Source organism: Streptomyces liangshanensis (genome assembly GCF_011694815.1).
GTDB classification, from domain to species: Bacteria; Actinomycetota; Actinomycetes; order Streptomycetales; family Streptomycetaceae; genus Streptomyces; species Streptomyces liangshanensis.
The window spans coordinates 4,506,015-4,531,296 of sequence record NZ_CP050177.1 but is presented as its reverse complement, the minus strand read 5'-3'; the positions used below and the strand labels follow the sequence as shown (position 1 = coordinate 4,531,296).

Genomic DNA, 25,282 nt, shown 5'->3' with positions numbered 1-25,282 from the left:
TTGAGCGCCCCTAGGCTGCTCCCATGGATACGGAAGCGGTGCGGTCGTTCGTCCGGGCGGCCGAGCTGGGACAGCTGCGGCACGCGGCCGACGAGCTCGGCGTGACACAACAGGCGGTGTCGAAGCGGGTCGCGGCCCTGGAGCGGGAACTCGGCGTCCGGCTGTTCACCCGTACCGCCCGGGGTGTCGAGCTGACCCTCGACGGGCAGGCCTTCCTCCCGCACGCCCGGAACGTCGTCGCGGGCGTCGAGCGGGCCGTCACCGCGATCAGGCCGGGGGCGCGGGCGCTGCGGATCGACGTTCTGGGCCTGCGGTCCGCGCAGGCCGTCGTCCTGCACGACTACTGGCGGTCGCGGCCCGGGACCGAACTCGACGTCGTCACCCTCCGCGTCAACGACCCGCGGGAGGCGGTCGCGGCCGTCCGGGCGGGCGAACTCGACGCATCGTTCCGCTCGGTCACCGACCCGGCCGTACTGCCGCGCGAGGTGCGGATGATCCACGCGTTCGACTCCCCGCTGGAACTCCTCGTCGGCCCGCGGCACCCGCTCGCCGGCGCCAGGACCCTGACCCCGGAGCGGCTGCGGCGGCACCGGATCTGGGTGCCGGGCATCGCGCCGCACAGCGAATGGGCCGAGTTCTACGACGAGTTGGCGACGGAGTTCGACCTCCGGATCGACGCCGCGGGCCCGAACTTCGGCAACGAGGTGCTCCTCGACATCCTCGCGGACTCCGCGGACGTCGCCACCCTCGTGGGCTCGCGCGACCGGTACCTCTGGCCGGCCCAGCACGACCTGCGCCGCATCCCGGTGGCGGGGCCGACACTCGCGTACCCGCTCTCGCTCCTCCTCCCCCGGACCGACCCGCACCCCGGACTGCCGCCGGTCATCGACCACTTCGCGAGCCTGCCCCCGCTCCCGGGACCGGTCTGGCGGCCTTCATGGGCGCCGGCGCGGCGCCCCGCGACGAGCTAGCGAGGGCCTGGCCTCGGCGGGAACCGGGGGCGGGCCGTACGTCACACCTCGACCAGCAGCTCCCGCAAGCCCCTGATGACATACCCGGGGCGCCACTCGGGCTCGGCCACAAGCCTCAGCCCCGGGGCCCGGCGCAGCAACGCCCCGAAGGACGCGGCGAGTTCGAGCCGGGCGAGGGGCGCGCCCAGGCAGTAGTGGATGCCGGCGCCGAACGCGAGGTGCGGGTTGTCCGTACGGCCCAGGTCCAGGACGTCGGGGCGGTCGAAGCGGGCGGGGTCGCGGTGGGCCGAGCCGAAGAGCAGCGCCACCTCACTGCCGCGCGGGATCACCGTGCCGCCGACCTCGATGTCGTCCAGCACCCAGCGCTCGAACATCTGGAGGGGGGTGTCGAAGCGCAGCAACTCCTCGACGGCGGGGGCCAGCGGATCGGCGGCGGAGGGCAGCGATTCCCCAGCGGCGAAAGCCGTCGCGGCGGCCATGTCGGCGCGCAGCCGGGCCAGTTCGGCGGGGTGGCGGAAGAGGGTGAGCCAGCCGTTGGCTGTGGTGTTGACCGTCGCCTCGTGGCCGGCGTTGAGCAGCAGCACGCAGGTGGAGACCATCTCCTGCTCGGTGAGCCGGTCCTCCGCGTCGTGCGCGGCGATCAGCGCGCTGATGAGGTCGTCGCCGAGATCGCCGCGCCGCCGCGCGATGAGCCCGCGCAGGTACGTGGAGAACTCGACCGACGCCTCGACCGCGCGCCGGGCCGTCTCCTCGGTCGGGTTCAGCTCGAACATCCCGCAGATCGCCGACGACCAGGGCCGCAGCAGGGGCCGGTCCGCCTCGGGGATGCCGAGCATCTCGGCGATGACCGCGACGGGCAGCGGCTCGGCCACGGCGGCCACCAGATCGCCCCCGCCGTCCGCGACGAACCGGGCGACCAGGTCCTCCGCGAGCCGGGCGACCGTGGGGGCGAGCCGGTCGACCGTGCGCGGGGTGAAGGCCAGGGAGATCAGGCGGCGGATGCGGGTGTGGTCGGGGGCTTCGAGGTCGAGGAGGCCGTTGCCGTTGAGGGTGTGGAAGGGCTCGTGTGCGGCGGGCGGTGCGGTGCGGCCGAACTCCTCGTGCGTGAAGCGGTGCAGGTACGTACGGCCCAGGCGCCGGTCGCGGAGGAGGGCCCGTACGTCGTCGTAGTGCGGGACGAGCCACTGCCCGGTCGGCTCGAAGTACGTCACGGGCCCCTGGGCGCGGAGGCCGGCGTAGGCCGGGTAGGGGTCGGCGATGAACGAGGACTGCCAGGGATCGAAGGCGGGCGCGGTGGTCATGGGGGTCAGGGTAGAGCGGGGTGCGTGGGCGGTCCGGGAGGGGAGGGGTTCGGGTGCCGGGGGGCTCGTACCCCAGGTGCGTACACCGGGCGCGTGTCTCGGGCCCGTATCTCGGGCGCGTGCGACCCGGACCCGTGGGCCGGACGGGCTTCCCCGTCCGTCCGGCCCACGGTGGTCGTGTGCGTGCGTGCCCGCGTACGTGCGTGCGTGCCCACGTACGTACGGCTCAGGGCCGCGGCCCGAGCACCGTCCCGGAGGTGGTGTCCGTCACCGTGATGGCGACCGCCGGGCACGAGTCGGCGGCGTCGAGCAGCACCTCGGCCGGTTCCGCGTCCGCCGCGCCGGGCACCACCGCCGCCGTCGCGCTGTCCAGCTCGAACCGGTCGGGGGCCAGCGCGGCGCACATCCCCGAGCCGATACAGGCGTGTTCGTCCACCTCCAGATGCCAGGTCATGCCGTCACCACCCCACCGTCATGCGGCGTGGGGCCCGCACGATCATCTGGTCCTTCCACTCGATCTCCCCCACCACCCGCAGCCCGGGCATCTTCGTGACCAGGGCGTGCAGCGCCTCGTGGAGTTCGAGCCGGGCGAGCTGCGCGCCCAGGCAGTGGTGGACCCCGTGTCCGAAGCCGAGGTGCTGGTTGGCGGTGCGGTCGAGCCGTATCTCGTGCGGGTTCTCGAACCGCCGCGGGTCCCGGTTCGCCGAGCCGATCGCGACGAGCACGGGCTCGCCCTTGCGGACCAGGACCCCGCCGACCTCGATGTCCTCGGTGGCGTACCGGGCGAATCCGCCGCCCACGCCGAGCGGGATGAACCGCATCAACTCCTCGACGGCGCGGGGGATCAGCTCGGGCTCGATGACCAACCGGGCCCATTCCTCGGGGTGTTCGAGAAGGACGTGCACGAAGTTCGGGATCTGCGAGGCGGTCGTCTCGTGCCCGGCGATGAGGATCGCGATGCACATGTCGACCAGTTCGACCTCGGTGAGGCGGTCCTTGACGTCCTTGGCCTCGATGAGCGCCGACATCAGGTCGTCCTGCGGATCGGCCCGGCGCGTGGCGACGTGCCCCGCCATGTAGGCGCGCAGGGCGACCTGGTTGGCCCTCTGCTCCTCCTCGTCGATGATGCTCGTCGACAGCGCCGCGTCGCTCCAGGCGCGGAACTTGGGCCGGTCGGCGGCCGGTACGCCGAGCAGTTCGCAGATGACGGCGACGGGCAGCGGGAGCGCGAACTCCTCGACCAGGTCGGCCGTACCGCCCCTGGCGATCAGGCCGTCGAGCAGCTCGCCGGTCAACTGCCTTACCCAGGGCCGTAATCCCTCGACCTGGTGCTTGGTGAAGGCCCGGGAGACCAGGGTGCGCAGGCGGGTGTGGTGGGGCGGGTCCATCGAGAGAATGTTCTCCTCGGTGACGGACGGGGTGAAGCGGGGTTCGTCCTTCTCCAGCGACATCGCGCGGGAGAAGCGGAGATCGCCCAGGACGAACCGGGCGTCGGCGTAACGGGTGGCCAGCCACGCCGGTTCGCCGTGCGGCATCTGGACGCGGATCATGCCCTCGGCGTCCTGTGCGGCGGCGTACGCGTCGTGGAGGCCGAGGCCCCCTCCGTCGTTGAAGGGGTACGGGACAGGGGCGGGTACGGCTGCGGGGGGTGTGCTCAAGGTGACTCCACTCGAACTGTCGAACGAGCCTGGTCAGGGGCTCGTTGAGGTCTCCGTCCGGAGTTTGCAAGCAGACGCTTACAACGCTAGGCAGGGCGCCGGGATGCCGTCAAGACGGCCGCGCCCGGCGGTGCGGGCGCTACGGTGTGCGCTGGGAGGGACCGTGGCCGAAAAACAACAACCCCGGCGCCGCGACGCGGCGGGGACCCGACAGGCGTTGCTCGATGCCGCCACCGCCCTCTTCGCCGAGCGCGGCTTCGCCCGCACGACCGTGCGGGACATCGCGGACCGCGCGGGGGCGAACCAGGCGCTGATCTTCCGCTACTTCGGCTCGAAGGCGGCGGTGTTCGAGGCGGTGACCGCGCGCCAGGGCCGGGCCCAACTGGACAGCACCCCGCTGGAGAAGCTGCTCGACGCCACCCTGCGCAGCATGCTCCGCGACGAGCCGGGACAGCGGCGCGACCACACCCTGGTGACGTTCCTGCGCTCGCTCGGCAGCGAGGGCCCGGCGGCCAGCATCGCCGAGCAACTGGGCGCGGACTACGCGGGCGCGCTGTCCACCCTGACCGACGCGCCGGACGCGGAACTGCGCGCCCAACTGGTCCTGGCCTGGCTGGTGGGCATCGGCCTGGTCCGCGACGTCAGCCGTATGGAACCCCTGGCGGGGGCGGACACGGACGAGATCTGCGCACTGTTCCTGACGGCGGCGAGGACGTTGCTGGAGCGTACGGAATGAACGGGACGGGCCCACAGCTCCACGCCCCGGCCACGACGACGGCCGCGGCACTGACCCTGCGCCCGTGGGCGGAACGGGACTTGCCGTCCCTGGTCGAGGCGTACGACGACCCGGTGATGCTCCGGTCGACCCAACACCCGGTGACGGACGGGGCGGAGGCGATCCGCTGGCTGGAGGAGAGGGCGCGGGGGTGGGCGACGGGGACGCGCCCGAGCTTCGCCGTGTTCGAGGGGACGCGGCTGGTGGCGCACATCTCCCTCAGACACGCGGGCTTCAGCGGCACCGCGGACACGGCGGAGGTCGGCTACTGGACGGTGGCGGCGGCCCGAGGCCGCGGGGTGGCACCGCGCGCACTGGAGGCGGTGACGGCGTGGGCATTCAGCAAGGCCGGCATGGCCGGCATGGCCGGCATGGCCGGCGGGCCCGGCCTGAACCGGCTGGAACTCCTCCACCAGGTCAACAACCCGGCCTCGTGCCGCGTAGCCGAGAAGGCCGGCTACGGGTACGAACGAACCCTTGCCCCGCACCCGCCGTTCCCCCTGGAGGGGCACCTGCATGGGAGGGTGCGGGTTCGGGCGGGGGCGTAGTCGGGGTGGGCGTTGTTGTTCTGATTGACGTGGGGGCCGCCCCTTGCTGTTGAGTGTCGCGGTTTCGGGTCGGGCGTCAAGGGCGCTCCTTCGTCGCGTCGGCTCCGCCGATTCCGCTTCGCTCCACCCTTGACCCCCGCCCCGAAACCGCAAGTGAAGGCGAGGGGGGCGGCCCGGGGAGGGGTCCCCCGGGAAGGCCCGGGAGCGGTTGCCGTTTCTTCCGGGCTGCGGATCGGGTGGGGGTTAGCGCACCACTTGAATGGGGCGGCAGGCCTCGGCTCAGCGGCTGGAAGGCGGACTGTTGGCGGGTGTACAAGCACCGTGTCTGAGATCCGTGACCAGCTGCGGGCTGAGGTGAGGGACATCCCATCCGGCGACCAAGACACCCCATTCACCCAGCCTCGGAATTCCCCTGGCGGCCTTTCCACCCCAGCCTTGCGTCCTGCGTTCCGTTGACCGGAACCCAGGACACACAACCCGCCGGATAGGGCCGGCGGAGGGATGGGATGGGGCCTGCCAGCCGCCTCACTCACCCCACCAACCCCATCAACCCCACCCGCCTCCCGGCGTGGGGGTGATGTCCGCATAACGGCCGGGGAGGCGGCAACCGACGGCTGAAACCACCCCACCACCCACCCCAGCCAGGCCAAATGCCCCATTTGCCCTGGCTCAGGAGCCCTCCGGTGGCCCTTCCTCCCCGGTCTTGCGTGCTGTGTTCCGTTAGTGCGTATTCGGGGCACATCACCGGCCGGAAGGGGGGCGACTGGCCGTCTGCCCCCTCTCGCCTGCCCCTCCACCCACCCAGCCCAGACACGGTGCTTGCACACCCGCCAACAGACGGCCAGCTAGCCGCTGAGCCGAGGCCCGCCGCCCCATTCAAGTCGTGCGCAAACCCAGCCCCGAGCCGCAGACCGCGACGAAAGCCCGGCAACGAACAGGCCCCTCGGGGACCCCTCCCCCGGGCCGCCCCCCTCCACCTTCACTTGCGGTTTCGGGGCGGGAGTCAAGGGTGACCGAAGGTCATCGGCTTGCCGACGCGACGAAGGAGCGCCCTTGACGCCCGACCCGAAACCGCGACACTCAACAGCAAGGGGCGGCCCCCACGTCACACAACACAAGAACGCCGACCTCGACTACGCCCCCGCCGTAACCCGCACCCACCCCCGAAAAGAATCCCCCAGGAGCACCCCCATGTCGCACTATCCCCCCATCGAGCCCCACGACCACGGTCTGCTCGACGTCGGGGACGGGAACCTTGTGTACTGGGAGGTGTGCGGGAATCCCGAAGGGAAGCCCGCGCTTGTCGTCCACGGTGGTCCCGGGTCCGGCTGCAACGCCACCACGCGGCGGTACTTCGACCCCGACCGCTACCGCGTCGTCCTCTTCGACCAGCGCAACTGCGGCCGCAGCATCCCGCACGCCGGCGATCCCGCCACCGACCTGCGGCACAACACCACCGACCACCTGATCGCCGACATGGAACGGCTGCGCGTCCACCTCGGCATCGACAAGTGGCTCCTGTACGGGAGTTCCTGGGGCTCCACCCTGATCCTCGCGTACGCCGAGCGCCACCCCGAGCGTGTCTCGGAGATCGTCATCTCCTCCGTCACCACCACCCGGCGCTCGGAGATCGACTGGCTGTACCGCGGCGCCGGCCAGATCTTCCCCGAGGAGTGGGAACGCTTCCGCGACGGCGTCCCGGAGGAGGAGCGGAAAGACGGCGACCTCTTCGAACTCCTCGCGGCCTACGGCCGGTTGGCCGAGGACCCCGACCCCGCCGTACGGGAGCGGGCCACGGCCGACTGGTGCGCCTGGGAGGACGCCGTACTCTCCCAGGAACCGCACGGCTCGGCCCGCCCGTACAGCGACCGCCCCCCGGCCGCCCGCCGGGCCCTCGTCCGGATCTGCGCCCACTACTTCTCCCACGCCGCCTGGCTGGAGGAAGGCGCGCTGCTGCGCGGCGCGCACCAACTCGCCGGGATCCCCGGGGTCCTTGTCCACGGCCGCTTCGACCTGGGCGGTCCCCTGGTCACCGCCTGGGAGCTGGCGCGCGCGTGGCCCGACGCCCGGCTGGAGATCGTGGAGGACGCGGGCCACAAGGGCAGCGCCACCGAACGCCTCGCGGTACGAACGGCGTTGGACGGCTTCGCCGACCGGTAGGGGCCGACTCGGAAAGCCACCAGGACCGGCCGAGCCGCGGACGGGGGGTTGCTTCGAGTGCGCTCGAACGCGTTGGCTAGTGCGACATGAAGTACACGCAGCTCGGACGCACGGGACTCGAGGTCAGCCGACTCGTCCTCGGGACGATGAACTTCGGCCCGCTCACGAACGAATCCGACAGCCACACCATCATGGACGCCGCCCTCGCCGCGGGCGTCAACTTCTTCGACACCGCCAACATCTACGGCAGGACGGCGGGCAAGGGCCGTACCGAGGAGATCCTCGGCACCTGGTTCGCGCAGGGTGGCGACCGCCGCGACAAGGTCGTCCTCGCCACCAAGGTGAACGCGTACATGGGCGACGGCGACCAGGCGTGGCCCAACCACCACAAGCTCTCCGCCCTCAACATCCGCCGTGCGGTCGAGGCCAGCCTCAAGCGGCTCCAGACCGACTACATCGACCTCTACCAGTTCCACCACATCGACCGCGCCACCCCGGTCGAGGAGATATGGCAGGCGATCGACACCCTGATAACCCAGGGCAAGATCCTCTACGCGGGCTCGTCCAACTTCCCCGGCTGGAAGATCGCGCAGACCAACGAGACGGCGCAGCGCAAGGGTTCGTACGGCCTGGTCAGCGAGCAGTGCCTGTACAACCTCGCCGAGCGGCGCGCCGAGATGGAGGTCGTCCCGGCCGCACGCGAGTACGGCCTGGGTGTCCTCCCCTGGTCGCCGCTGGCCGGTGGCCTGCTCGGCGGCGTCCTGCGCAAGGAGCGGGAGGGTACGGGATCCGGTGGCCGTTCGAGCGGCGGGATCACCGATCCGGCCGTCCGGGCGCAGATCCAGTCGTACGAGGACCTGCTCGACAAGCACGGCATCGACCCGGGTGAGGCGGCGCTCGCGTGGCTGCTCACCCGGCCGGGGGTGACGGGCCCGATCTCCGGACCCCGGACCCTGGAGCAGCTGGAGTCCGCCGTGCGCGCGGTGGACCTGGAGCTGTCGGACGAGGTCCTGGCGTCGCTGGACGAGATCTTCCCGGGTCCCGGCGAGACGCCGGAAGCCTTCGCCTGGTAGTCGGCGGTAGCGGGGGTACGCGGTGTCGCCGCGTACCCCTGGCCCCCGGCCGTCCTCGGCCCGGCGGCAAACTCCCGGCGGCTAGCTCCCGACGGCCGCCGCGACGGCCACGATCACGAACATCAGCACCAGCACGCCGGCCATGATTTGGTTTCGGGTCTTGGGGTTCACTCGTCGAGATTAGCGCCCGGCCCCGGCCGGCCCCTCGGCCGGGGGCCCGCCGTCCCCCGGCCCGAGCGGGCAGCGCGCGACCGTCTCGTACCGCGGCTCCTGCCCGGGCCCCCACCCCACCGGCCCCGTCCCGGGCAGCCGGCTGCGGACGAGCGCCACCTCGGACACCTCCCACGCCGCGCCCTCGAAGCCGGCCAGCGCCTCGACGTACGGCCGCAGGTCGTCCCCGCCGGCCCCGTCCGCGCCCCGCGCCCGCTCCGTACGCGCCAGGGTCAGGTGCGGCTGGTAGCGGCGGTGCTCCTCCATCGGTACGCCGGCCCGCCGCGCGGCGGCGTCGGCCCGCTCCGCGAGGAGCCGCAGCCGGTCGAGGTCCCCGGCGGCCCCCGCCCACAGCGCCCGGTCGCCGAAGTGCCCGCTGCCGTGGACACGGAGCGAGAAGGGCCCGGTACGGTACGCGGCCTCCGCCAGCCGAGCCGTCAGCTCCGGCACCACCGCGTCGTCCACCTCCCCCATGAACGCAAGCGTGAAGTGCCACCCGGCCTCCCCGGTCCACCGCACCGGAACGGCGCCCCCACGACCCAACGCCCGCAACGGACGGACCGCAAGGGCAAGTTCGTCGACAACAAGATCGGGCGGCAACACGGCGGCGAAAAGTCTCATCCCCCGAGTCTCCCCCGCCCCACCCGACACGAGCACGCACGTCGCACATCCGCTCGTAACCCGTTCACCGTGCGTATCGTTGTACCGCGTGGCTGCCACATTGCCCGGCAGCGGGGAGGAGCGCCACGATGACCGTCGTAGAGACCGACAGGATCGACATGGCCCACGAGAGCGCAGAGCTGACTCTGGACACGCTGTTCGAACGGCTTGAGCAGATGCCCGTCCCCGAGGGTTACAAGGTCGAGATCGTCGGGGGGAACATTCACATGTCGCCACAACGGGACACCCACTGGGAGATCATCCTGGATCTCATCGAGCAGCTGAGGACCCGATACCCGCGCACCCAGGTGAAGTCCGACGTGCGCATCGATTTCCCCGGGCACCTGAACGGCTTCGCACCGGACGTCGCCAAACTGGCCGACGGAGCGAAGAAGGACGCGCGCGGGCGGTGGAGCCACGAAGACCTGGAGTTCATCGCCGAGGTGATCTCCCAAGGGACCGCCCCCAACGACTACGGCCCGAAGAAGGCGGCCTACGCGGCGGCCGACATCCCCGTCTACCTGATCGCCGACCCGTACACCGGCCTGTGCCGCGTCTTCACCGAGCCTAAGGACGGTGAGTACGCCTCCGAGCTCACCGTCCGCTTCGGCCACGAGGTCGACCTGACCGGCACGGTCGTCGACCTGAGGCTCAGGACCGCGGAGTTCCCCCGCGACTGAGCCGAGCCCCCCGACGCACCACCGACCCCTCACACCGTCGCCGGCACCCGCTCGCCCTCGGTTCTCGGGACCAGGTCCACGTGTGGGCGGCCGTCGCGGAGGCCTACCTTGACGCGGACGCCGACCACGCGGGTCAGGATCACGCCGATCGTGGCCGCCGCGATCAGGGAGACCGCGCCGCCCGTCGCGAAGCCGACGCGGGCGCCGTACGTGTCCGTCACCCAGCCCAGGAGCGGGCCGCCCACCGGGGTGCCGCCGACGAAGACCATCATGTAGAGGCTCATCACGCGGCCCCGCATCGTGGGGTCGGCCGCCATCTGGACGCTCGTGTTCGCGCTGATGTTGGTCGTCATGCCGAGCATGCCGATCGGCAGCAGCAGCAGCGAGAAGAGCCACACGGACGGCGCGAACGAGACCAGGAACTCCAGCAGCCCGAAGCCCACCCCCGCCAGGATCAGCAGGCGCAGCCGCGAGGAGCGGCGGCGGGCCGCGAGGAGGGCGGCGGCCAGGGAGCCGACCGCCATCAGGATGTTGAAGAACGAGTACAGCCCGGCGCCGCCGTGGAAGATCTCGTGGGCGAACGCCGTCAGCCAGATCGGGAAGTTGAAGCCGAACGTGCCGATGAAGCCGACGAGGACGATGGGCCCGATGAGTTCGGGCCTGCCCCGTACGTACCGCAGCCCCTCCCGCAACTGCCCCTTGCCGCGCGGCACTCGCTCGACCTTGAACAGCTCGCTCTGACGCATCAGGAGCAGGCCGGCGAGCGGCGCCAGGAAGGAGAGGCCGTTCAGCAGGAATGCGTAACCGCTGCCGACCGTCGTGATCAGCACACCCGCGACGGCGGGGCCGATGAGGCGGGCCGACTGGAAGTTCGCCGAGTTGAGGCTGACGGCGTTGCGCAACTGGCTCGGGCCGACCATCTCGGAGACGAAGGACTGCCGGCTCGGGTTGTCGACGACCGTCACCATGCCGAGCAGGAACGCGATCAGGTAGACGTGCCAGACCTGGACGTGGCCGGAGAGGGTCAGGAAGGCGAGCGAGAGCCCGCAGAGGCCCATGGCGGCCTGGGTGGCCAGCAGGATCTGGCGCTTCGGGTAGCGGTCGGCGATGACGCCGCCGTACAGGCCGAAGAGGAGCATCGGCAGGAACTGGAGCGCCGTCGTGATGCCGACGGCCGCCGAGGAGCCCGTCAGGCTCAGGACCAGCCAGTCCTGGGTGATGCGGGACATCCACGTACCGATGTTGGAGACCACGGCGCCCGTGGCGAACAACCGGTAGTTGCGGATCTTGAGGGAGGAGAAGGTGCCGCCTTTGGTGCCCTTGGCGGGGGTCAGGGTGGCGTCCGGCGTGGCGCCGGAGGTGGGGGTCGGGGAGCCGCCGGGGGTGGGGGTGGCGGCGGGGGTGCTTCCGGTACTGCTGTCGTGGGCGGATTGCGGTGCGGGGGCGGAGTCTGCTCCGGATCCCGAACTCAACGTTGTTTCGCCTCCTTGCGGCGCGCGGGTCAGAGGTGGGCGAGCTTCTCCAGGACGGGGGCGGCCGCACGCAGCTTCGCCCATTCGTCCTCGTCGAGGCCCTCGGCGAGGGAAGCGAGCCAGACGTTGCGCTTGCGGCGGCTCTGTTCGAGCATCGCCTCGGCCTCTTCGGTCTGGCTGACCACCTTCTGCCGACGGTCGTCGGGATGCGGCTCCAGCCTGACCAGGCCCTTCGCTTCGAGCAGGGCCACGATTCTGGTCATCGACGGCGGCTGCACGTGCTCCTTGCGGGCCAGCTCCCCCGGGGTGGCGGAGCCACAGCGGGCGAGGGTGCCGAGCACCGACATCTCGGTGGGGCTCAGCGACTCGTCGACACGTTGGTGCTTCAGACGCCGGCCCAGCCGCATGACGGCGGATCGGAGAGCGTTCACGGCGTCGTCGTTCTCGTCACCGTGGGACAGATCAGGCATGTATTTAGCGTAACTCATTACCCATGCTAAATACCACCGGGGTGCAGGCGCGTAAAGACCACTCGAACGAGTGAGAATGCCGCCGAAAGCGGCACCGGGGAGCGGGTCCGCCCCTGACCCTGGACCGCATGGGATCGACTGTGCTCAGCCTGCGGATAGACGGTGAGCTGCTCGACCGGCTCAGGCGGCATGCCGCCAGACGGGGGATGACCGTCCAGGACTACGTGGTCAGGACGCTCGTCCGCGACGACTTCGACGAACGGTTCCAGGCCGCCGTGGACGAGACGGAGAAGTTCTACGGGGTGCCGTAGGAGGCGGGTGGGGTGGGGCGGAACGGCCCGACCTAGACTGCCCCCATGACCGGCTCCCCGACCAGAACCCCCCAGCGTGAGGCGCCCGAGCCCCTGGAGGGGCCGGTGGTCGCCACCATCGTGGGCGGGACGATCATCTGGTTCGTCCTCTTCCTCGTGCAGCTGCCGTTCTACGGGTGGTTCAGCGACCACGGGCACACGTGGTGGATCTGGACCTGCCTGGCCGGCGCGGGCCTCGGCCTGATCGGGATCTGGTACGTACGGGGGCGCGACGCGGCGCTCAAGCGCGCCGCGGCCGAGGGCTCCGGTCCGGAGACCCCGCCCGGGACCTGATTCCGGGAGCCCGCCGGCGGACCCGAGGGCGGCGCGCGGATCTGGGGGCGGCGTGCGGATCTGGGGGCGGTGTCAGGGGCACCCGTACCGCCTCGGGACGATCCGTCTCCACCCAGGGTCGGATCTTCGCCCCGCCCTGCGGGTGAAGCGGCCCCCCGGGTCGTACCGTCGGAACCATGACTCAGCGGGCGACGAGCGGCACCGACGGCTCCGCCACGGGCGGCACCGCCACCGACGGGCCCGCCACCGGCCTGACCCCCGCCGAGGTCGCCGAGCGGGTCGCGCGCGGCGAGGTCAACGACATCCCCGTCCGCAGCAGCCGCTCCACCGCCGACATCGTCCGCGCCAACGTCTTCACCCGCTTCAACCTGATCATCGGGGTGCTCTGGGCGATCACGTTCTTCGTGGCGCCCATCCAGGACACCCTCTTCGGCTTCGTGATCATCGCCAACACCGGCATCGGGATCGTCCAGGAGATGCGGGCCAAGCGCACGCTCGACGGCCTCGCGGTCATCGGGGAGGCCAGGCCCGTCGTCCGGCGCGCCGGGGTCGCCGCCGCCCTCTCCACCTCCGACATCGTCCTCGGCGACCTCATCGAGCTGGGCCCCGGCGACAAGGTCGTGGTCGACGGGGAGGTGGTGGAGGCGGACGGCCTGGAGATCGACGAGTCGCTGCTGACCGGAGAGGCCGATCCCGTACTGAAGCACCCCGGCGACCCCGTGATGTCGGGCAGCTTCGTGGTGGCCGGGGGCGGGGCGTTCCGGGCGACGAAGGTCGGGCGGGACGCGTACGCGGCCCAGCTCGCGGAGGAGGCGTCGCGCTTCACGCTGGTCGACTCGGAGCTGCGCAACGGCATCAGCACGATCCTCAAGTACGTGGCGTGGATGATGGTCCCGACGGCCGCCGGCCTGATCGTCAGCCAACTCGTCGTCAACCGGAACAACTTCAAGGACTCCCTGGCCAGGACCATCGGCGGCATCGTCCCGATGATCCCGGAGGGCCTGGTCCTGCTGACGTCCGTCGCCTTCGCGATCGGGGTCGTCCGGCTGGGCCGCCAACAGGCCCTCGTACAGGAGCTGCCCGCGATCGAGGGCCTCGCGCGCGTCGACGTCGTCTGCCTCGACAAGACGGGCACGCTGACCGAAGGCGGCATGTTCGTCAGCGAGTTGCGACCGCTGGGCGATGCGGACGAGACGTACGTACGGCAGGTCCTCGGCGCGATCGGCGCGTCCGACCCCCGGCCGAACGCCAGCCTCCAGGCGATCATCGACGCGTACGGGGGCGGCGGGATGCGCTCCGGGTACGGGGACGGGGGGACATCCTCCGCGTACGGGGACGGCGGGGCGCCCTGGAGGACGACGGAGGCGCTGCCCTTCTCGTCGGCGCGCAAGTACAGCGGGGCGGCCTTCGACGAGGGCGGGGGCGCCACCTCGGGCTGGCTGCTGGGCGCGCCGGACGTCCTGCTGCCGGAGGGGGACCCGGCGCTGTCCGAGGTCGACCGGCTCAACGAGCGGGGGCTGCGGGTGCTGCTGCTGGCGCGGGTGGCGGGGGGAGGGGGCGCGGGGGCGGGCTTGGAAGCGGGCGCGGGCGCGGCGGGTACGGGCGCGGGGGGTGGTGTTGCGAGTTGGGCCGCCGGGTCGGGCCGTACGCCCGGGGTGACCGCACCCGGAGCCGACGATGCGGCGGGATCGACCGCCGCCGGAACCGGACCCGGAGCCGACCACGCCCCCGAGGTGACCGCCCCCGGAAGCGACAATGCGGCCGGGCGGACCGCACCCGCCCCCGGTACCGGTACCGGAGCCGACCACCGGCCCGAGGTGACCGCACCCGCAACCGACCACCCGCCCGGGCCGACCGCCCCCGCCCCCGTCCCCGGAGCCGCCCCCGCCCCCGCGCTGGCCGCCCCCGGCGTCGCGCTTGGTGCGGAGGCGACCGCGCTCGTCGTTCTGGAGCAGCGGCTGCGGCCCGACGCGGCGGACACCCTCCGGTACTTCGCCGACCAGCGGGTGTCCGCCAAGGTCATCTCGGGCGACAACGCGGTCTCGGTCGGCGCGGTCGCCGCCAAGCTCGGCCTCCCCGGCGCCGAGCACACGGTCGACGCCCGCCAACTCCCCACCGATCCTGACGAGATGGCCGACGCGATCGAGGCGGGCGCGGTGTTCGGCCGGGTCACCCCGCAGCAGAAGCGGGCGATGGTCGGCGCGCTCCAGTCGCGCGGCCACACGGTGGCGATGACGGGGGACGGCGTCAACGACGTCCTCGCCCTGAAGGACGCGGACATCGGGGTCGCGATGGGGGCGGGCTCGGAGGCCACGCGGGCCGTCGCCCAGATCGTGCTGCTCGACAACAGCTTCGCGACGCTGCCGTCGGTGGTGGCGGAGGGGCGCCGGGTGATCGGCAACATCACACGCGTGGCGACGCTCTTCCTGACGAAGACGGTGTACTCCGTGCTGATCGCGATCCTGGTGGCGTGCTTCCAGGTGGAGTACCCGTTCCTGCCCCGGCACCTGACGCTGCTCTCGACGCTGACGATCGGTGTCCCGGCGTTCTTCCTGGCGCTGGCGCCCAACAAGGAGCGCGCGCGGCGTCACTTCGTACGGCGGGTCATGCGGTACTCGGCGCCCAGCGGGGTGATCGCGGCGGCGGCGACGTTCGGGACGTACATGCTGGCGCGCGGCCACTACAGCGGCCCCGGCTCGCTCCAGGCCGAGACGAGCGCGGCGACGCTGACCCTGTTCCTGGTCTCGATCTGGGTGCTGGCGATCATCGCCCGCCCGTACACGTGGTGGCGTTTGTTGCTGGTGGTGTCGATGGTGGTCGCGTTCCTGGTGGTGCTCGCCGTGCCGTCGCTCCAGCACTTCTTCGCGCTGAAGCTGGTGGGGACGACGCTGCCGTGGGCGGCCGTGGCGATCGCGGGGGCGGGGGCGGTCCTGCTGGAGGTGGCGTGGCGGTGGGTGGACCGGCACTTCCACCAGACGGTGACGGCGGCGGTGGCGTGACGACGGGCGGGCCCGGGGGACGGGCGAGGCCCGTCGCGGACGGCTTCCCCGACGGGCCTCGTACCTTCTACCGCTGGGACTACTTCACGTCGACGAAGTCACCCGTGGCGTTGATCGCGGGGGTCGTGGACGTACCGGCGAAGCTCCACCGGTAGTACCCGTCGACGGTCGCCTTGGTCGTCGTCTTGAGCGTCCCGGTCGTGGACGTCTTGACCGTCTTCACCGTGGTGTAGGTGGTGGCGGTCTTCTTACGGAACTGGAGCTTCACCGGCTGCGTCGAGTAGCCGGCGTACTTCCCGGTGTCCCAGTTCGCCCGGGCCAGCTTGCCCGTGACCGTGACGGTCTTGCCCTTCTTCACGGGCTCGGGGGCGGCGTTGACGGTCAGCTGGGACTGGCGCTGGAACTTGACGGTGGAGTACTTGTCGTTCCACACGACATCCTGGTCGTTGCCGAGAACGGCAGCGGTGATCTTCCAGGTGGTGGCATCCACGTTGTACAGGTACTCGGGGTCGACCGAGAAGGTCACCGTGCAGGTGGACGTGGTGGCGCCGGCGGCCTTGCACTTCGCCGCGTCCCCGTCCGGGCTGAACCAGTTGTCCGCGTCCTCGGGGCTCGAACCCTTCCAGAGCTCGATGTAGGCATCCTCGATGCCGGAGTCGTCGGACGCGGTCAATGTGGCCGTGACCTTCTTGACAGCGGTGGTGCCCACCGCGATCGGCTTCCCACCGTTCACCACGACCTTGCTGATGACGGGCTGGGTGTTGGCCGACGCAGCCAGGGGCGCGCGCTTGCCGGCGACCGGAGCACGGTCCTGCGAGACGAAACCGCGCTCGCCGAAGGGCACGCGATCGTTGTGCGGCCGGGGCGAGGCCTGGGAGGCCGGGATCGCCAGGGCGGACAGGGCCAGGGCGCCGGTGACGACGGCAACGGTGGCGCGCATACGCATATGTGTTAACTCCCGGTGGAGGTTTGCGAGTCCGATGACTCACACACCAGACCCGCAAACCTCAACGATGGTTGTACACACTTACGAAGATCTCGCGAAGATCACCAACCGCTGCGACACACGCAAGACCCGCGCAAGACATCCGACGTCCGCGAGGACTACTTCACGTCGATCGCGTCACCCGCGGCGTTGACCGCCGGCGTCGTCGTCGTACCGGCGAAGCTCCAGCGGTAGTAGCCGTCGACCGAGGCGGTGACCGTGGTCTTGAGGACGCCGGTGGAGGAGGTCTTGACCGTCTTCACCGTGGTGTAGGTGGTGGCGGTCTTCTTACGGAACTGGAGCTTCACCGGCTGGGTGCCGTAGCCCGCGTTCTTGTTGGTCTGCCAGTCGGCGCGCGTCAGCTTCCCGTTGACCGTGATGGTCTTGCCCTTCTTCACGGGCTCCGGGGTGGCGTCGACCGTCAGCTGGGAGGCGCGCTGGAGGCGGACCGTGGAGGCGGACTCGTTCAGGCCCGGCTGGTCCACGTCGGGGTTGTCGTCGTTGCCGAACGCCACCGCGAGGACGTGCCAGGCCGTGGCGTCGACGTTCTTGAGCTGGGTGGGCTTGAGCGTGACGCTGCCGGTGCAGGTCGTCGTGGTCTTGTTGATCACCTTGCAGGCGATCGAGTTCTCGTCCGGGTCGAACGAGTTGTCGTTCGTGCCCGACCAGAGGCCGGCCGCGGCGACCACGACACCCGAGGCGTCGGTGGCGGTGACCGAGAACGGGATCTTCCTGGCCTTGGTCTCCGTCGCGGTGACGACGATCGCCTTGCCGCCGTTCACGGAGGCCTTGGTGATCACGGCGGGCTTGTTGGCCACGGCGGCCTTGTTCGCGGCGAACGCCGAGTGCTTCGTGGTGACCGTGGAGGTGTGGTGGTCCTCCGCGATGCCCCGCACCACTCCGGTGAGGTGCGCGGTCGCGGCGTGGACGCCGTCCTGCTGCGCGGCCTGGGAGGCCGGGACGGCGAAGGCGGAGAGCGCCAGTGCGCCGGAGGCTGCGGCGACGACGGTGGCACGAATACGCATGTGTTCCCCAAGTACTGGTCCTGCGAGTCTGAGTGACTCGCAGGACCAGACCTGAAGCTCTGGCCAATGGTTGTACCCATGGTCATTCCTTTGCGAAGACCGGGTACGCCCATGACAGGCCCGGACCGGGCGCCTGACCAGCGATCCCGCTCCGGACGGACTCGGCCGGAACCAGCGGCCCCGTTCCGGACCGGCTCAGTCGAACCAGCAATCCCGCTCCGGACGGCTCAGTCGAACCAGCGATCCCGCTCCAGCTCGCCCGTCCGCGACGGGTCCTCGATCAGCGCCGCCACCTCGAACCGCCGCGGCCACTGCCCCGCCGCCCACGCCAGCCCCGCCGCGACGCCCTCCAGCGTCGCCGCGTGCACGACGCCGTCCGGGGTGCGCCGCCAGTCGAGTTCGACGCCCCCGGCGATCAGCTCCTCGTGCTCGACGTACGTCTCCGGCGTGCCCGCGCCCAGCAGGTCCCGTACCGCCTCCGGTACGTCGTGCTCCTCGCCGTCCGTCGTGACCTCCGCCGGGACCGTCGCGCCGAGCCGCCGTACCTGCAACAGCTCCGCCAGCTCAGCCGCGCGGGAAGGCGCGACGGGCAGCAGCGGCAGCCCGCCCGCGAGCGGGAGCAGGTCGGGCGCGTCGGCGATCACCGCGTCGCCCGCGTCGACCACCCGTACCTCACCGTCCACCACCACCCGCAACTCGTCCGGCAGCGTCACCTGGTCCGGGTCGAGATCCGCCAACGCGGTGTAGAGGGAGTGGAGTTGTGCCACCCCCACCGTCCGGCCCGGGTCGGCCAGCCGGCCCAACAGCTCCGCCGCTCCGCCCGGTTCGTCGAGGAGGGCCGCGACGGAGGTCCGTACCCCCAGCGCGTGCAGCACCTGCGCGTCGTCGAAGCCGGACGCGTCCACCGGGTCGTAGAGACCGCTCAGCAGCGGGTCGCCGCCGGCCGCGCGCAGACCGGCGGGGCGGCGGCCGTCGAGCACGGGATGGTCCCGGAGCCACCACGCCGTGTACGACCGTACGGACTCCGTCGTGCCGTCGGGCAGCAGGACGCGTACGGACTGGGTCAGCGCGTCCCGCAGCGGCGGGCGGGCGAGCAGCGCGAGGGCCTGCGGCCAGGCATCGTCGTCCACGAGGTCCAGGTCCCGTACGGCCACGATCTCCGTGGCGACCGGCGGCACCGGCGTCTCCGGCAGCCGGTCGAGCACGTCCTCGCACCAGACGTCCACGGCGTCGAGCAGCCCGGCGTCGTCGGGCTCGGCGAAGTCGCCGTCGCGGGGCTCCAGTTCGTCGGGGTCGAGCACTACATCGGTGGCCCGTACGAGCGCGAAGGTGGCCAGCACCCCGCAGGCGGCCAACGGCTGCTCGCCCCACTTCGCGGCCAAATCGCCGTCGCACAGGGCGAGTTCGTCCTCCCGCATGAGCGCGGCGAACGGGCTTCCCGGCAGCACGAGTTCACCGGCGGGCGCCAGCTCCCCGTCCTCGTCGGTCAACGCGAGGGCGGCCAGCCAGGGTTCGTCGCCCGGTTCGAGCCCGGCGTCCCGCACCAGCCGCAGGACGGTCTCCGCCAGCTCCTCGGCATCGAGGGTGTCCGCGTCCTCGTCCCAGATCTCCCCGGCGTCCATGGAGGCGGCAACGGCGTTGCGTACCTGCGGAGTTGTCAGGACGGCACGCGGGGTCGCGGGCATCGCCCCGAGCTTCTCCAGCAGCGGATGCGCGGCGTCGGGGTGCGCGACCTTCAGCCCGAGGCGGGCGAGGTCGGCGGGCGCCTCGGTGTCGGGGAACGGCAGGAGGACCTGCCGGGGGCCGATCGTCGTACGGCCGTTCGCGAGCGGTACGGGCAGCCCGGACAGCCGATCGGGGTCGACGCCCGCGAGGGTCTCGTACAGCCGCCGCCACCACTCGGGCGGGCGTTCCGCGCCGGCGATCCGGTCGATGGCGTCGCCCAGCGGCAGCCGCCCGACGCCCAGCGTGCGCAGTTCGGTGCGGCGCTCGAACCCGGCGGGCAGCAGGGTGGGCAGCACCTCGGCCAGCACGCGTACGGTGTCGGCGCCGCCGCCCTCCACGACCTCCGCCTCGAAGGGCCGCAGCGCGGTCAGCTCCTCGCTGGGCCCGGCGGGCGCGAGGAACGCGACGCGCGGCAGCCGCTCCAGGATCGCCGCCCGCAGACCGCCGTCCAGTTCGCCCTTGCCGAGCGGTCCCGGCACCAGGTCGATCGTGCCGGTGGAGACGGGCTCCCAGCCGCCGAGCAACTCCGCGTACGCGTCGGCGGCCTTGCCGACGACGAAGTCGGTGAGCGGCCCGGGGGCGGTGTGCCGCCGGCTCGGGTCGAGCGGGAACGACGCGATGAGCAGCGCGGGGACGCCGAGGGGCTCGTCGGTGGGGGTCGGGGCGTGGACGACGGGGGCGGTACGGGGCCGGGCCGGCGCGCCCTCCTCGTCCACGGGCACGGCCCAGGTGACGGCCCAGTGCGGCCGCAGCCGCTCCTCGACGGGCCGCCCTTCCAGCAGCTCCGGCGCGATGGCGCCGTCCCGGCTCACGACGCGCCACCGGTGGATGTCCCCGCCGCCGGCACTGTCGTCGACGTGGACGTACGGCCCTTCCACGGACCGCCGCAACACCCGCTCCCCGCCGGGGGTTTCGACCACGACCTCCGCAAGCCCCGGCAGAGTCAGCAGCAACGCGTCATCGATCTCGCCCAACAGCCGCTCGACAAGATCGAACGCGGCGGCGTCCCGCAGGGGCAGGACGACGACGGTGTCGTACCCCTCGGGCGGCGCGCCCTCGGCGGGCAGCGGCAGACGCAGCAGCGGTACGTGCCCGTCGCGGCGGCGCAGCTCGTCACCGAGCCCCGGGCTGCCCTGGGCGGCCTCGGCGGCCAGCTCCCGGGCCTCGTCCAGCGACCAGCGGACGCCGCCGTGGTGTCCGAGGACGGCGGGCTCGTCGCTGACGGCGAGCACGGCGGCGAACCCGACCCCGAACCGCCCGACGGCCCCTTCGTGCCCCTCGCGCTTGGCGGAGGCCCGCAACGTACTGAGCGACTCGACCCCGGCGGAGTCCAGGGGCGCCCCGGTATTGGCGGCGGTCAGCACACCGGCCCCGTCGCCCCCACCCCCCACCAGACGAAGCCGCAGCCGCCCACTGCCCTGAGCGCCCCCACCCTCGCCTACCCTGCTGATCCCCCTACTGGCCGCATCGGCGGCGTTCTGAGCAAGCTCGACGACCAACCGATCCCGGTAACCGCCGAGCGCGAGGTCCTCCTCGGCGTTGGCGTCCTCCCGGAACCGCGCGGGACTGGCCCCCCACGCGTCGAGCACCCCACGCCGCAGCCGCCCCGTCCCGAACGGGTCGACCCCCTCGGTCGTCCTGACGCCCACGGCATGACTCCACTCTTCGGTGACCGGACGTACGCCTACGCCCTACGCGGCCGAAGGTACCGCGCGAACCCCTCCCCCCGTCGTCGCGGGGTGGCGCGACGGGGCGGCCGACAGCCCCCGGCAATAAACGATCTACAGAGCCCCCCACCCACCCCCACACAACCGCCACACGCCCCCTCCGAACCGGCCGCACGCACCGGCCCCATCCCGGCCGCGCCGAGTCAACGGCCTCCCCCGGCCCGAATCCACCGCTCGTTGTCCCGATGCCGCCCCAGCCCGAGGGTCGCGAACTCGTCCTGGCCCTCGCGGGCGACCACACCCAACCGCCGTAGGGCCTGCGAGATCGGACCACCGTCCGCGGAGAACTCCCGCCCCTCAGGCACGTGCACCGGCCCCCACGCCAACTCCCCGCCCTCCCAAACGGCGGCCGACTGCTCCCCCGCCCCACCGAAGTACTCGGCCTCCACATAGGCGACGGCCCCGGCCCGGGACCACCGGGCCAACACCGCCTCGAACCCACCCGGCAGCCGCCAGAACCCCAGGGCCCGACCGGAATCACCCTCACCAACAGCGTCAACAAGCCGATCAGTCATGGGCACGAGCGCCACCCCACCCCCCAGCGGCACCACACAGGCCCCAACAAGCCCCTCCGAAGCACCCCGGAGCAACAACTCCCCACCCGCCACCGCTTGAAGCTGATACGCCACCCCAACACACCCCCATCAAGCAGCACTTACCCGTCAAATGCGCCCACCGGAACGCCCACCCCAGAGCCAAGCATCACCCCAACACAGCGCCCACCCCCACCCCATCCAACACAGACCCCCATTGCCACATGAGTACGGATACTCACGCACCGTGGTCGCCGGAGCGGATGGAGCACGTGATCACCAGCCGCTACGGTCTGTCTCGACCACCGCGGCATCGCAGTCGCCATTCACATCAGCTCGTCGGCATACGACAAGTCACGGGGAGGGGGCCACGCATGGCGTGGGACGAGTGGGAGCAGCTCAAGACCGCAGCGGCCGAGCGGCACACCACGCGGATGCGGCTGAACCAGGTGCCGCTCGACCCCGGTGGCGGTACCGGCACGCTGGTGTCGAACAAGTCCGCCTGGTCGAGGGCCAGCCGGGACGTCGGCGCGTTCCGTGACGACATCGGCAAGGCGCTGGGAAGGCTTTCGGAGGGCCAGACAGGTCTGGGCGCGGACGCCGGCTGCCTGACCGCGGCGGCCCAGAAGGACGTCCACGAATCCTGGGACCGCTACGTCAGGAGTGTGAACGAGCGGTGCGGGAAGCTCGCGGGTCTGCTGGCCGGGGCGGGCAGCGATCAGCTGAGGACCGACGAGGCGATCATGGCCGAGATCGGCAACCTGAAGGTCGAGCACGCGGACACTCCGGCCGTCGGCGGCCAGGACACGGGGCGGTGATCAGTCATGGACCTCGCGACACTCAAGGCCCTCAAGCCGGCCGAGTACGCCGAAGCGGCCGAGGGATACCGCGGCACCTCCGAGATGGCGAGTGCGGCGAAGGACCGCGTCGAGACGCGGATCGCCGTGTCGATGAGGGGGTCCTTGAAGGGCGAGGCCGCTGACGCGGCGATCGGCCAACTGGCGGAGTTAGGAAAGAACTTCCACTACATCCAGCTCGAATGCGGCCTCGTCGGTTCAGCTCTCGATGCGTTCGCGTACGAGATGGAGGCGGCCAAGAGGAAGCTCGACGCGGCTCTCGACGACGCCCGGGCGGCGGGGCTGACCGTGCACCCCGACGGCTCGATCACCTATCCGCCGGGTGGACAGAAGGCCGAGGACGGCAAGTTACCCGAGGGCGGCACGGTATCCGGCCTGACGGACGGAACGGCCTCCGCCGTCGGCCGCCAGGCAGCCGGCTTCGACCCCAACCCCCACCGCCGCCGGGCACAGGACTGTGCGAACGTGATCGCCGCGGCCCTCAGGCAGGCGACGGAAGCCGACGAGAAGTGGGCACCGAAGCTGAGGGCGTTGAAGGCCGACGACGACCTGACCGTCTCCGACCGGGACTGGGCCGACGCGTCCTCGGACACGAGCGGCGTGCGCGAGGCGGGCAAGAGGTACCTCGACTCGTTGCCGCAGCCACCCAGGGACGGCAGTCCACGGCAGAACGCGGAGTGGTGGAAGAGGCTCAGCACGGAGGAGCAGGCGGCCTGGGTCTCCATGCGACCCGACGCCGTGGGCGCCCTCGACGGACTGCCCTCCACGATCCGGGACGAGTCGAACCGAATGGTCCTCGCCCAGGCCCGCGGCGTCGCGCAGGGCCAGTACGAAACCTGGCTGAGAACCCACCCGGCGCCCGACCGCTTCCAGACCTACATCGACCCCTACACAGGGACCGTGATGAAGGGCGTCCAGGTGGAAACCCAGGCGTGGAAGAAGTGGGAAGAGGCCCGAAAGGGAGCTCACAAAACCCTCGACGGCATGGACGCGATCCAAAGACGCTTCGACGCGACCGGTAAGAACGGACTGCCGGAGGCCTACCTTCTGGGGTTCAGCGCGGAGGGGGACGGCCGCGCGATCATCGCCAACGGAAACCCGGACACAGCGGATCACCGGGCGGTTTATGTTCCGGGCACCTCATCCGATCTGGGAAGTATCGAGGGCAACATCAACCGGATGGCCAATGTCTGGCACGCAGCCAATCGCTATCCTGACGTGCAATCCGTTTCCACGATTACCTGGCTCGGCTACGACGCACCTGACAGCGTCTACAAGGACGCACCGTTCGAGAACTATGCATACGACGGTGCACCGGAATTCCGTGATTTCATGGACGGCCTTGATGTGTCACATTCCGGAGATTCTGCGGCGCACACCACCGTGATTGCCCATTCGTACGGAACGACACTGGTCGGCGCCGCAGCAGAATCTGGCCATCTGAACGCCGACGACGTCATTTTCGCGGGGAGCCCCGGTGTCAAGGTGTCCGATGCGAATCAAATGGATGTCCCGCGGGGTCACGTATGGAACCAGGAGGCCGACGGAGACCCCGTTCCGGACCTCGGCCGCTGGGGTCACGGCGGGGACCACTTCATCATTCCCAGCGACCCGGGATTCGGCGCCTCCCAGATGGCAACCGATACCAAAGGTCACAGCGGTTACTGGGATGAGAACTCGCAGAGCTTAAGAAATCAGGCTCTAGTTGTAGCCGGTAAGGGCAGCAACGTGGAACTGAAACCACCTCCTGACCCCTGGGCGCAAGTGAAGACCATCCAGCGAAAATGACTCGCTACCAGTCCGACGAAGTAGGGCACCTGACGTGAAGACCAAACCGAGCGCCCTCGTGCTCACCCTAACCCTTGCACTCTCCACCCTCACTGGATGCGGCATGACCGAAAATAACTCCTCCGGAACTCCGTTCGCCGGGATCAGCACATCGAGTGACGCTTCCGACACGATGGAAAAGGTATCCAGCGGTATCTACGACCTGATCGGCGTCAAGGGCAAGGCGTCCGACAGTCGCCCAGGGGTTCTGGACTGCTCCGGCAAGGACACGAAAACGTACTTCCGCATTTTCCACCCGTGGGCCTTCACCCCCGGCTCGGCAAGCGATCTCGACGAAGCGATGGAAAGACTCAGGAGCGAACTTCCGAAGCATGGATGGAAAATCGTCGAGTACGGACCGGACACCAGCAAGAACAAGAACATTAAATTGACCGCCGACAACGACAGGAAGAAAGTCGGCGTCAACATCGTTCAAATGTCGAAGAATGATCCACCAATTCTGGACCTTACCGTCGTATCTGGCTGCTACCAGGTCCCGGACGGCGAAGAGGTCGAACGGTTCTAGAAAACGCGCGTTGTTCACCGGCGGGCGAGGAGCATCGCCCTGGGAACGGAGAAGTAACGACACACACGAGGCCATAGAGGCCGCCAGGGTTGTACTAGCGACGGCCTTGCTGACGGACTGCGGGGGCAGCGGAGACGAGGGCAACAAGGGCGGCGTGCTTGATGCGGCCAACCGGGCCAAGAGGCTGGCGAAGTTGAGCGTGCCGTCCGCCTACGACGCGGCCGAGGCCGGAGGGCAAGACCCTGAACTGGGTATCGGAGTCGGTGAACACGGTTCCGCTTTCGGTGGCGCCAAGCTGGACGGCGGTACGCCGCCTCAAACGGCTGTACGGCAATGGTGCGGGCCGTCGGCCGTGGCCGCACGCCCTGGACTTCGGCGCCATGGAACCCGCCGCCTCAGGTGGATGTTGCGGAGGGCGATCCCGAGTGCGGGAAAGTCGCGTACGGCCGGCGGCCT

The 25,282-nt window shown here is 70.9% G+C and carries 22 protein-coding genes; 12 read left to right on the top strand and 10 right to left on the bottom strand.

The features are described 5' to 3' along the window. Positions 1–23: 23 nt before the first annotated feature. Entirely contained in the window at positions 24–971 is a 948-nt protein-coding gene (locus HA039_RS19670) for a LysR family transcriptional regulator (RefSeq protein WP_167031602.1), read from the top strand. Between the two features lie 41 nt (positions 972–1,012). On the opposite strand, the gene HA039_RS19665 is transcribed toward HA039_RS19670, so the two are convergent. The 3 genes from HA039_RS19665 to HA039_RS19655 form a co-directional block, all read right to left on the bottom strand. Then, a complete protein-coding gene (locus HA039_RS19665) occupies positions 1,013–2,272 on the bottom strand; it encodes a cytochrome P450 (protein ID WP_167031599.1) in 1,260 nt (419 codons plus the stop codon). A gap of 226 nt (positions 2,273–2,498) precedes the next feature. Continuing rightward, positions 2,499–2,726 carry a ferredoxin gene (locus HA039_RS19660; RefSeq protein ID WP_167031596.1) on the bottom strand — a complete coding sequence of 76 codons (228 nt, stop codon included), beginning with the start codon at positions 2,724–2,726 and terminating at the stop codon, positions 2,499–2,501. A 4-nt stretch (positions 2,727–2,730) separates the two neighbouring features. Continuing rightward, positions 2,731–3,930 carry a cytochrome P450 gene (locus tag HA039_RS19655; RefSeq protein WP_243869587.1) on the bottom strand — a complete coding sequence of 400 codons (1,200 nt, stop codon included), beginning with the start codon at positions 3,928–3,930 and terminating at the stop codon, positions 2,731–2,733. Positions 3,931–4,093: 163 nt separating this feature from the next. On the opposite strand from HA039_RS19655, the gene HA039_RS19650 reads away from it, so the two are divergent. From HA039_RS19650 to HA039_RS19635, 4 genes are all read left to right on the top strand, one after another. Further along, positions 4,094–4,666, top strand: coding sequence for a TetR family transcriptional regulator (locus tag HA039_RS19650; protein WP_243869585.1), 573 nt, complete (start codon positions 4,094–4,096; stop codon positions 4,664–4,666). Then, a complete protein-coding gene (locus HA039_RS19645) occupies positions 4,663–5,253 on the top strand; it encodes a GNAT family N-acetyltransferase (RefSeq protein ID WP_167031589.1) in 591 nt (196 codons plus the stop codon). Before HA039_RS19650 ends, HA039_RS19645 begins: the two co-directional genes overlap by 4 nt. A 1,191-nt stretch (positions 5,254–6,444) precedes the next feature. Next, positions 6,445–7,413, top strand: a complete 969-nt coding sequence (pip, locus tag HA039_RS19640) for a prolyl aminopeptidase (protein WP_167031585.1) — start codon at positions 6,445–6,447, stop codon at positions 7,411–7,413. Positions 7,414–7,499: 86 nt separating this feature from the next. Further along, positions 7,500–8,486, top strand: coding sequence for an aldo/keto reductase (locus HA039_RS19635; protein WP_167031582.1), 987 nt, complete (start codon positions 7,500–7,502; stop codon positions 8,484–8,486). 180 nt (positions 8,487–8,666) lie between these two features. Here the strand turns inward: HA039_RS19635 and thpR are convergent, their stop codons facing one another. Further along, complete coding sequence (gene thpR / locus HA039_RS19630) at positions 8,667–9,317, bottom strand: RNA 2',3'-cyclic phosphodiesterase (RefSeq protein ID WP_167031579.1); 651 nt, start codon at positions 9,315–9,317, stop codon at positions 8,667–8,669. A 128-nt stretch (positions 9,318–9,445) separates the two neighbouring features. Here thpR and HA039_RS19625 point away from each other — a divergent pair, with 128 nt between their 5' ends. Then, positions 9,446–10,036, top strand: a complete 591-nt coding sequence (locus HA039_RS19625) for a Uma2 family endonuclease (protein ID WP_167031576.1) — start codon at positions 9,446–9,448, stop codon at positions 10,034–10,036. A gap of 29 nt (positions 10,037–10,065) precedes the next feature. Here HA039_RS19625 and HA039_RS19620 read toward each other — a convergent pair whose 3' ends face one another. Then, the gene (locus HA039_RS19620; RefSeq protein ID WP_243869583.1) at positions 10,066–11,508 is read right to left on the bottom strand and encodes an MFS transporter; all 1,443 of its coding nucleotides are present in this window, start codon (positions 11,506–11,508) and stop codon (positions 10,066–10,068) included. Positions 11,509–11,537: 29 nt separating this feature from the next. Beyond that, positions 11,538–11,978 carry a MarR family winged helix-turn-helix transcriptional regulator gene (locus tag HA039_RS19615; protein WP_167031570.1) on the bottom strand — a complete coding sequence of 147 codons (441 nt, stop codon included), beginning with the start codon at positions 11,976–11,978 and terminating at the stop codon, positions 11,538–11,540. 128 nt (positions 11,979–12,106) lie between these two features. On the opposite strand from HA039_RS19615, the gene HA039_RS19610 reads away from it, so the two are divergent. From HA039_RS19610 to HA039_RS19600, 3 genes are all read left to right on the top strand, one after another. After that, a complete protein-coding gene (locus HA039_RS19610) occupies positions 12,107–12,289 on the top strand; it encodes a ribbon-helix-helix protein, CopG family (protein WP_167031568.1) in 183 nt (60 codons plus the stop codon). A 45-nt stretch (positions 12,290–12,334) separates the two neighbouring features. Next, positions 12,335–12,622 (top strand): DUF2530 domain-containing protein, encoded by a 288-nt coding sequence (locus HA039_RS19605; RefSeq protein WP_167031565.1) that lies wholly within the window; start codon positions 12,335–12,337, stop codon positions 12,620–12,622. A gap of 176 nt (positions 12,623–12,798) precedes the next feature. Continuing rightward, a complete protein-coding gene (locus HA039_RS19600) occupies positions 12,799–15,621 on the top strand; it encodes an HAD-IC family P-type ATPase (protein WP_167031562.1) in 2,823 nt (940 codons plus the stop codon). A 79-nt stretch (positions 15,622–15,700) separates the two neighbouring features. Here the strand turns inward: HA039_RS19600 and HA039_RS19595 are convergent, their stop codons facing one another. From HA039_RS19595 to HA039_RS19580, 4 genes are all read right to left on the bottom strand, one after another. Next, entirely contained in the window at positions 15,701–16,567 is an 867-nt protein-coding gene (locus HA039_RS19595) for a DUF5707 domain-containing protein (protein WP_167031559.1), read from the bottom strand. A gap of 158 nt (positions 16,568–16,725) precedes the next feature. Further along, positions 16,726–17,631, bottom strand: coding sequence for a calcium-binding protein (locus tag HA039_RS19590; protein WP_167031556.1), 906 nt, complete (start codon positions 17,629–17,631; stop codon positions 16,726–16,728). 227 nt (positions 17,632–17,858) lie between these two features. Continuing rightward, positions 17,859–21,005, bottom strand: a complete 3,147-nt coding sequence (locus tag HA039_RS19585; RefSeq protein WP_167031552.1) for a sacsin N-terminal ATP-binding-like domain-containing protein — start codon at positions 21,003–21,005, stop codon at positions 17,859–17,861. A gap of 221 nt (positions 21,006–21,226) precedes the next feature. Further along, the gene (locus HA039_RS19580; RefSeq protein ID WP_208298653.1) at positions 21,227–21,598 is read right to left on the bottom strand and encodes a hypothetical protein; all 372 of its coding nucleotides are present in this window, start codon (positions 21,596–21,598) and stop codon (positions 21,227–21,229) included. 392 nt (positions 21,599–21,990) lie between these two features. Here HA039_RS19580 and HA039_RS19575 point away from each other — a divergent pair, with 392 nt between their 5' ends. The 3 genes from HA039_RS19575 to HA039_RS19565 are packed head-to-tail and all read left to right on the top strand — an operon-like array spanning position 21,991 to position 24,826. Then, on the top strand, positions 21,991–22,434 hold the full coding sequence (locus tag HA039_RS19575; RefSeq protein WP_167031546.1) for a hypothetical protein: 444 nt from the start codon (positions 21,991–21,993) through the stop codon (positions 22,432–22,434). Positions 22,435–22,440: 6 nt separating this feature from the next. Beyond that, entirely contained in the window at positions 22,441–24,261 is a 1,821-nt protein-coding gene (locus tag HA039_RS19570) for an alpha/beta hydrolase (RefSeq protein ID WP_167031543.1), read from the top strand. A 34-nt stretch (positions 24,262–24,295) separates the two neighbouring features. Beyond that, entirely contained in the window at positions 24,296–24,826 is a 531-nt protein-coding gene (locus HA039_RS19565) for a hypothetical protein (RefSeq protein ID WP_167031540.1), read from the top strand. Positions 24,827–25,282 lie beyond the last annotated feature (456 nt).

Bases quoted from the DNA above. Each gene is read 5' to 3' on its own strand.
- HA039_RS19670 (WP_167031602.1), top strand. From the start codon at position 24: ATGGATACGGAAGCGGTGCGGTCGTTCGTCCGGGCGGCCGAGCTGGGA.
- HA039_RS19665 (WP_167031599.1), bottom strand. From the start codon at position 2,272: ATGACCACCGCGCCCGCCTTCGATCCCTGGCAGTCCTCGTTCATCGCC.
- HA039_RS19660 (WP_167031596.1), bottom strand. From the start codon at position 2,726: ATGACCTGGCATCTGGAGGTGGACGAACACGCCTGTATCGGCTCGGGG.
- HA039_RS19645 (WP_167031589.1), top strand. From the start codon at position 4,663: ATGAACGGGACGGGCCCACAGCTCCACGCCCCGGCCACGACGACGGCC.
- pip (WP_167031585.1), top strand. From the start codon at position 6,445: ATGTCGCACTATCCCCCCATCGAGCCCCACGACCACGGTCTGCTCGAC.
- HA039_RS19635 (WP_167031582.1), top strand. From the start codon at position 7,500: ATGAAGTACACGCAGCTCGGACGCACGGGACTCGAGGTCAGCCGACTC.
- thpR (WP_167031579.1), bottom strand. From the start codon at position 9,317: ATGAGACTTTTCGCCGCCGTGTTGCCGCCCGATCTTGTTGTCGACGAA.
- HA039_RS19625 (WP_167031576.1), top strand. From the start codon at position 9,446: ATGACCGTCGTAGAGACCGACAGGATCGACATGGCCCACGAGAGCGCA.
- HA039_RS19615 (WP_167031570.1), bottom strand. From the start codon at position 11,978: ATGCCTGATCTGTCCCACGGTGACGAGAACGACGACGCCGTGAACGCT.
- HA039_RS19610 (WP_167031568.1), top strand. From the start codon at position 12,107: ATGGGATCGACTGTGCTCAGCCTGCGGATAGACGGTGAGCTGCTCGAC.
- HA039_RS19605 (WP_167031565.1), top strand. From the start codon at position 12,335: ATGACCGGCTCCCCGACCAGAACCCCCCAGCGTGAGGCGCCCGAGCCC.
- HA039_RS19600 (WP_167031562.1), top strand. From the start codon at position 12,799: ATGACTCAGCGGGCGACGAGCGGCACCGACGGCTCCGCCACGGGCGGC.
- HA039_RS19595 (WP_167031559.1), bottom strand. From the start codon at position 16,567: ATGCGTATGCGCGCCACCGTTGCCGTCGTCACCGGCGCCCTGGCCCTG.
- HA039_RS19590 (WP_167031556.1), bottom strand. From the start codon at position 17,631: ATGCGTATTCGTGCCACCGTCGTCGCCGCAGCCTCCGGCGCACTGGCG.
- HA039_RS19580 (WP_208298653.1), bottom strand. From the start codon at position 21,598: ATGACTGATCGGCTTGTTGACGCTGTTGGTGAGGGTGATTCCGGTCGG.
- HA039_RS19575 (WP_167031546.1), top strand. From the start codon at position 21,991: ATGGCGTGGGACGAGTGGGAGCAGCTCAAGACCGCAGCGGCCGAGCGG.
- HA039_RS19570 (WP_167031543.1), top strand. From the start codon at position 22,441: ATGGACCTCGCGACACTCAAGGCCCTCAAGCCGGCCGAGTACGCCGAA.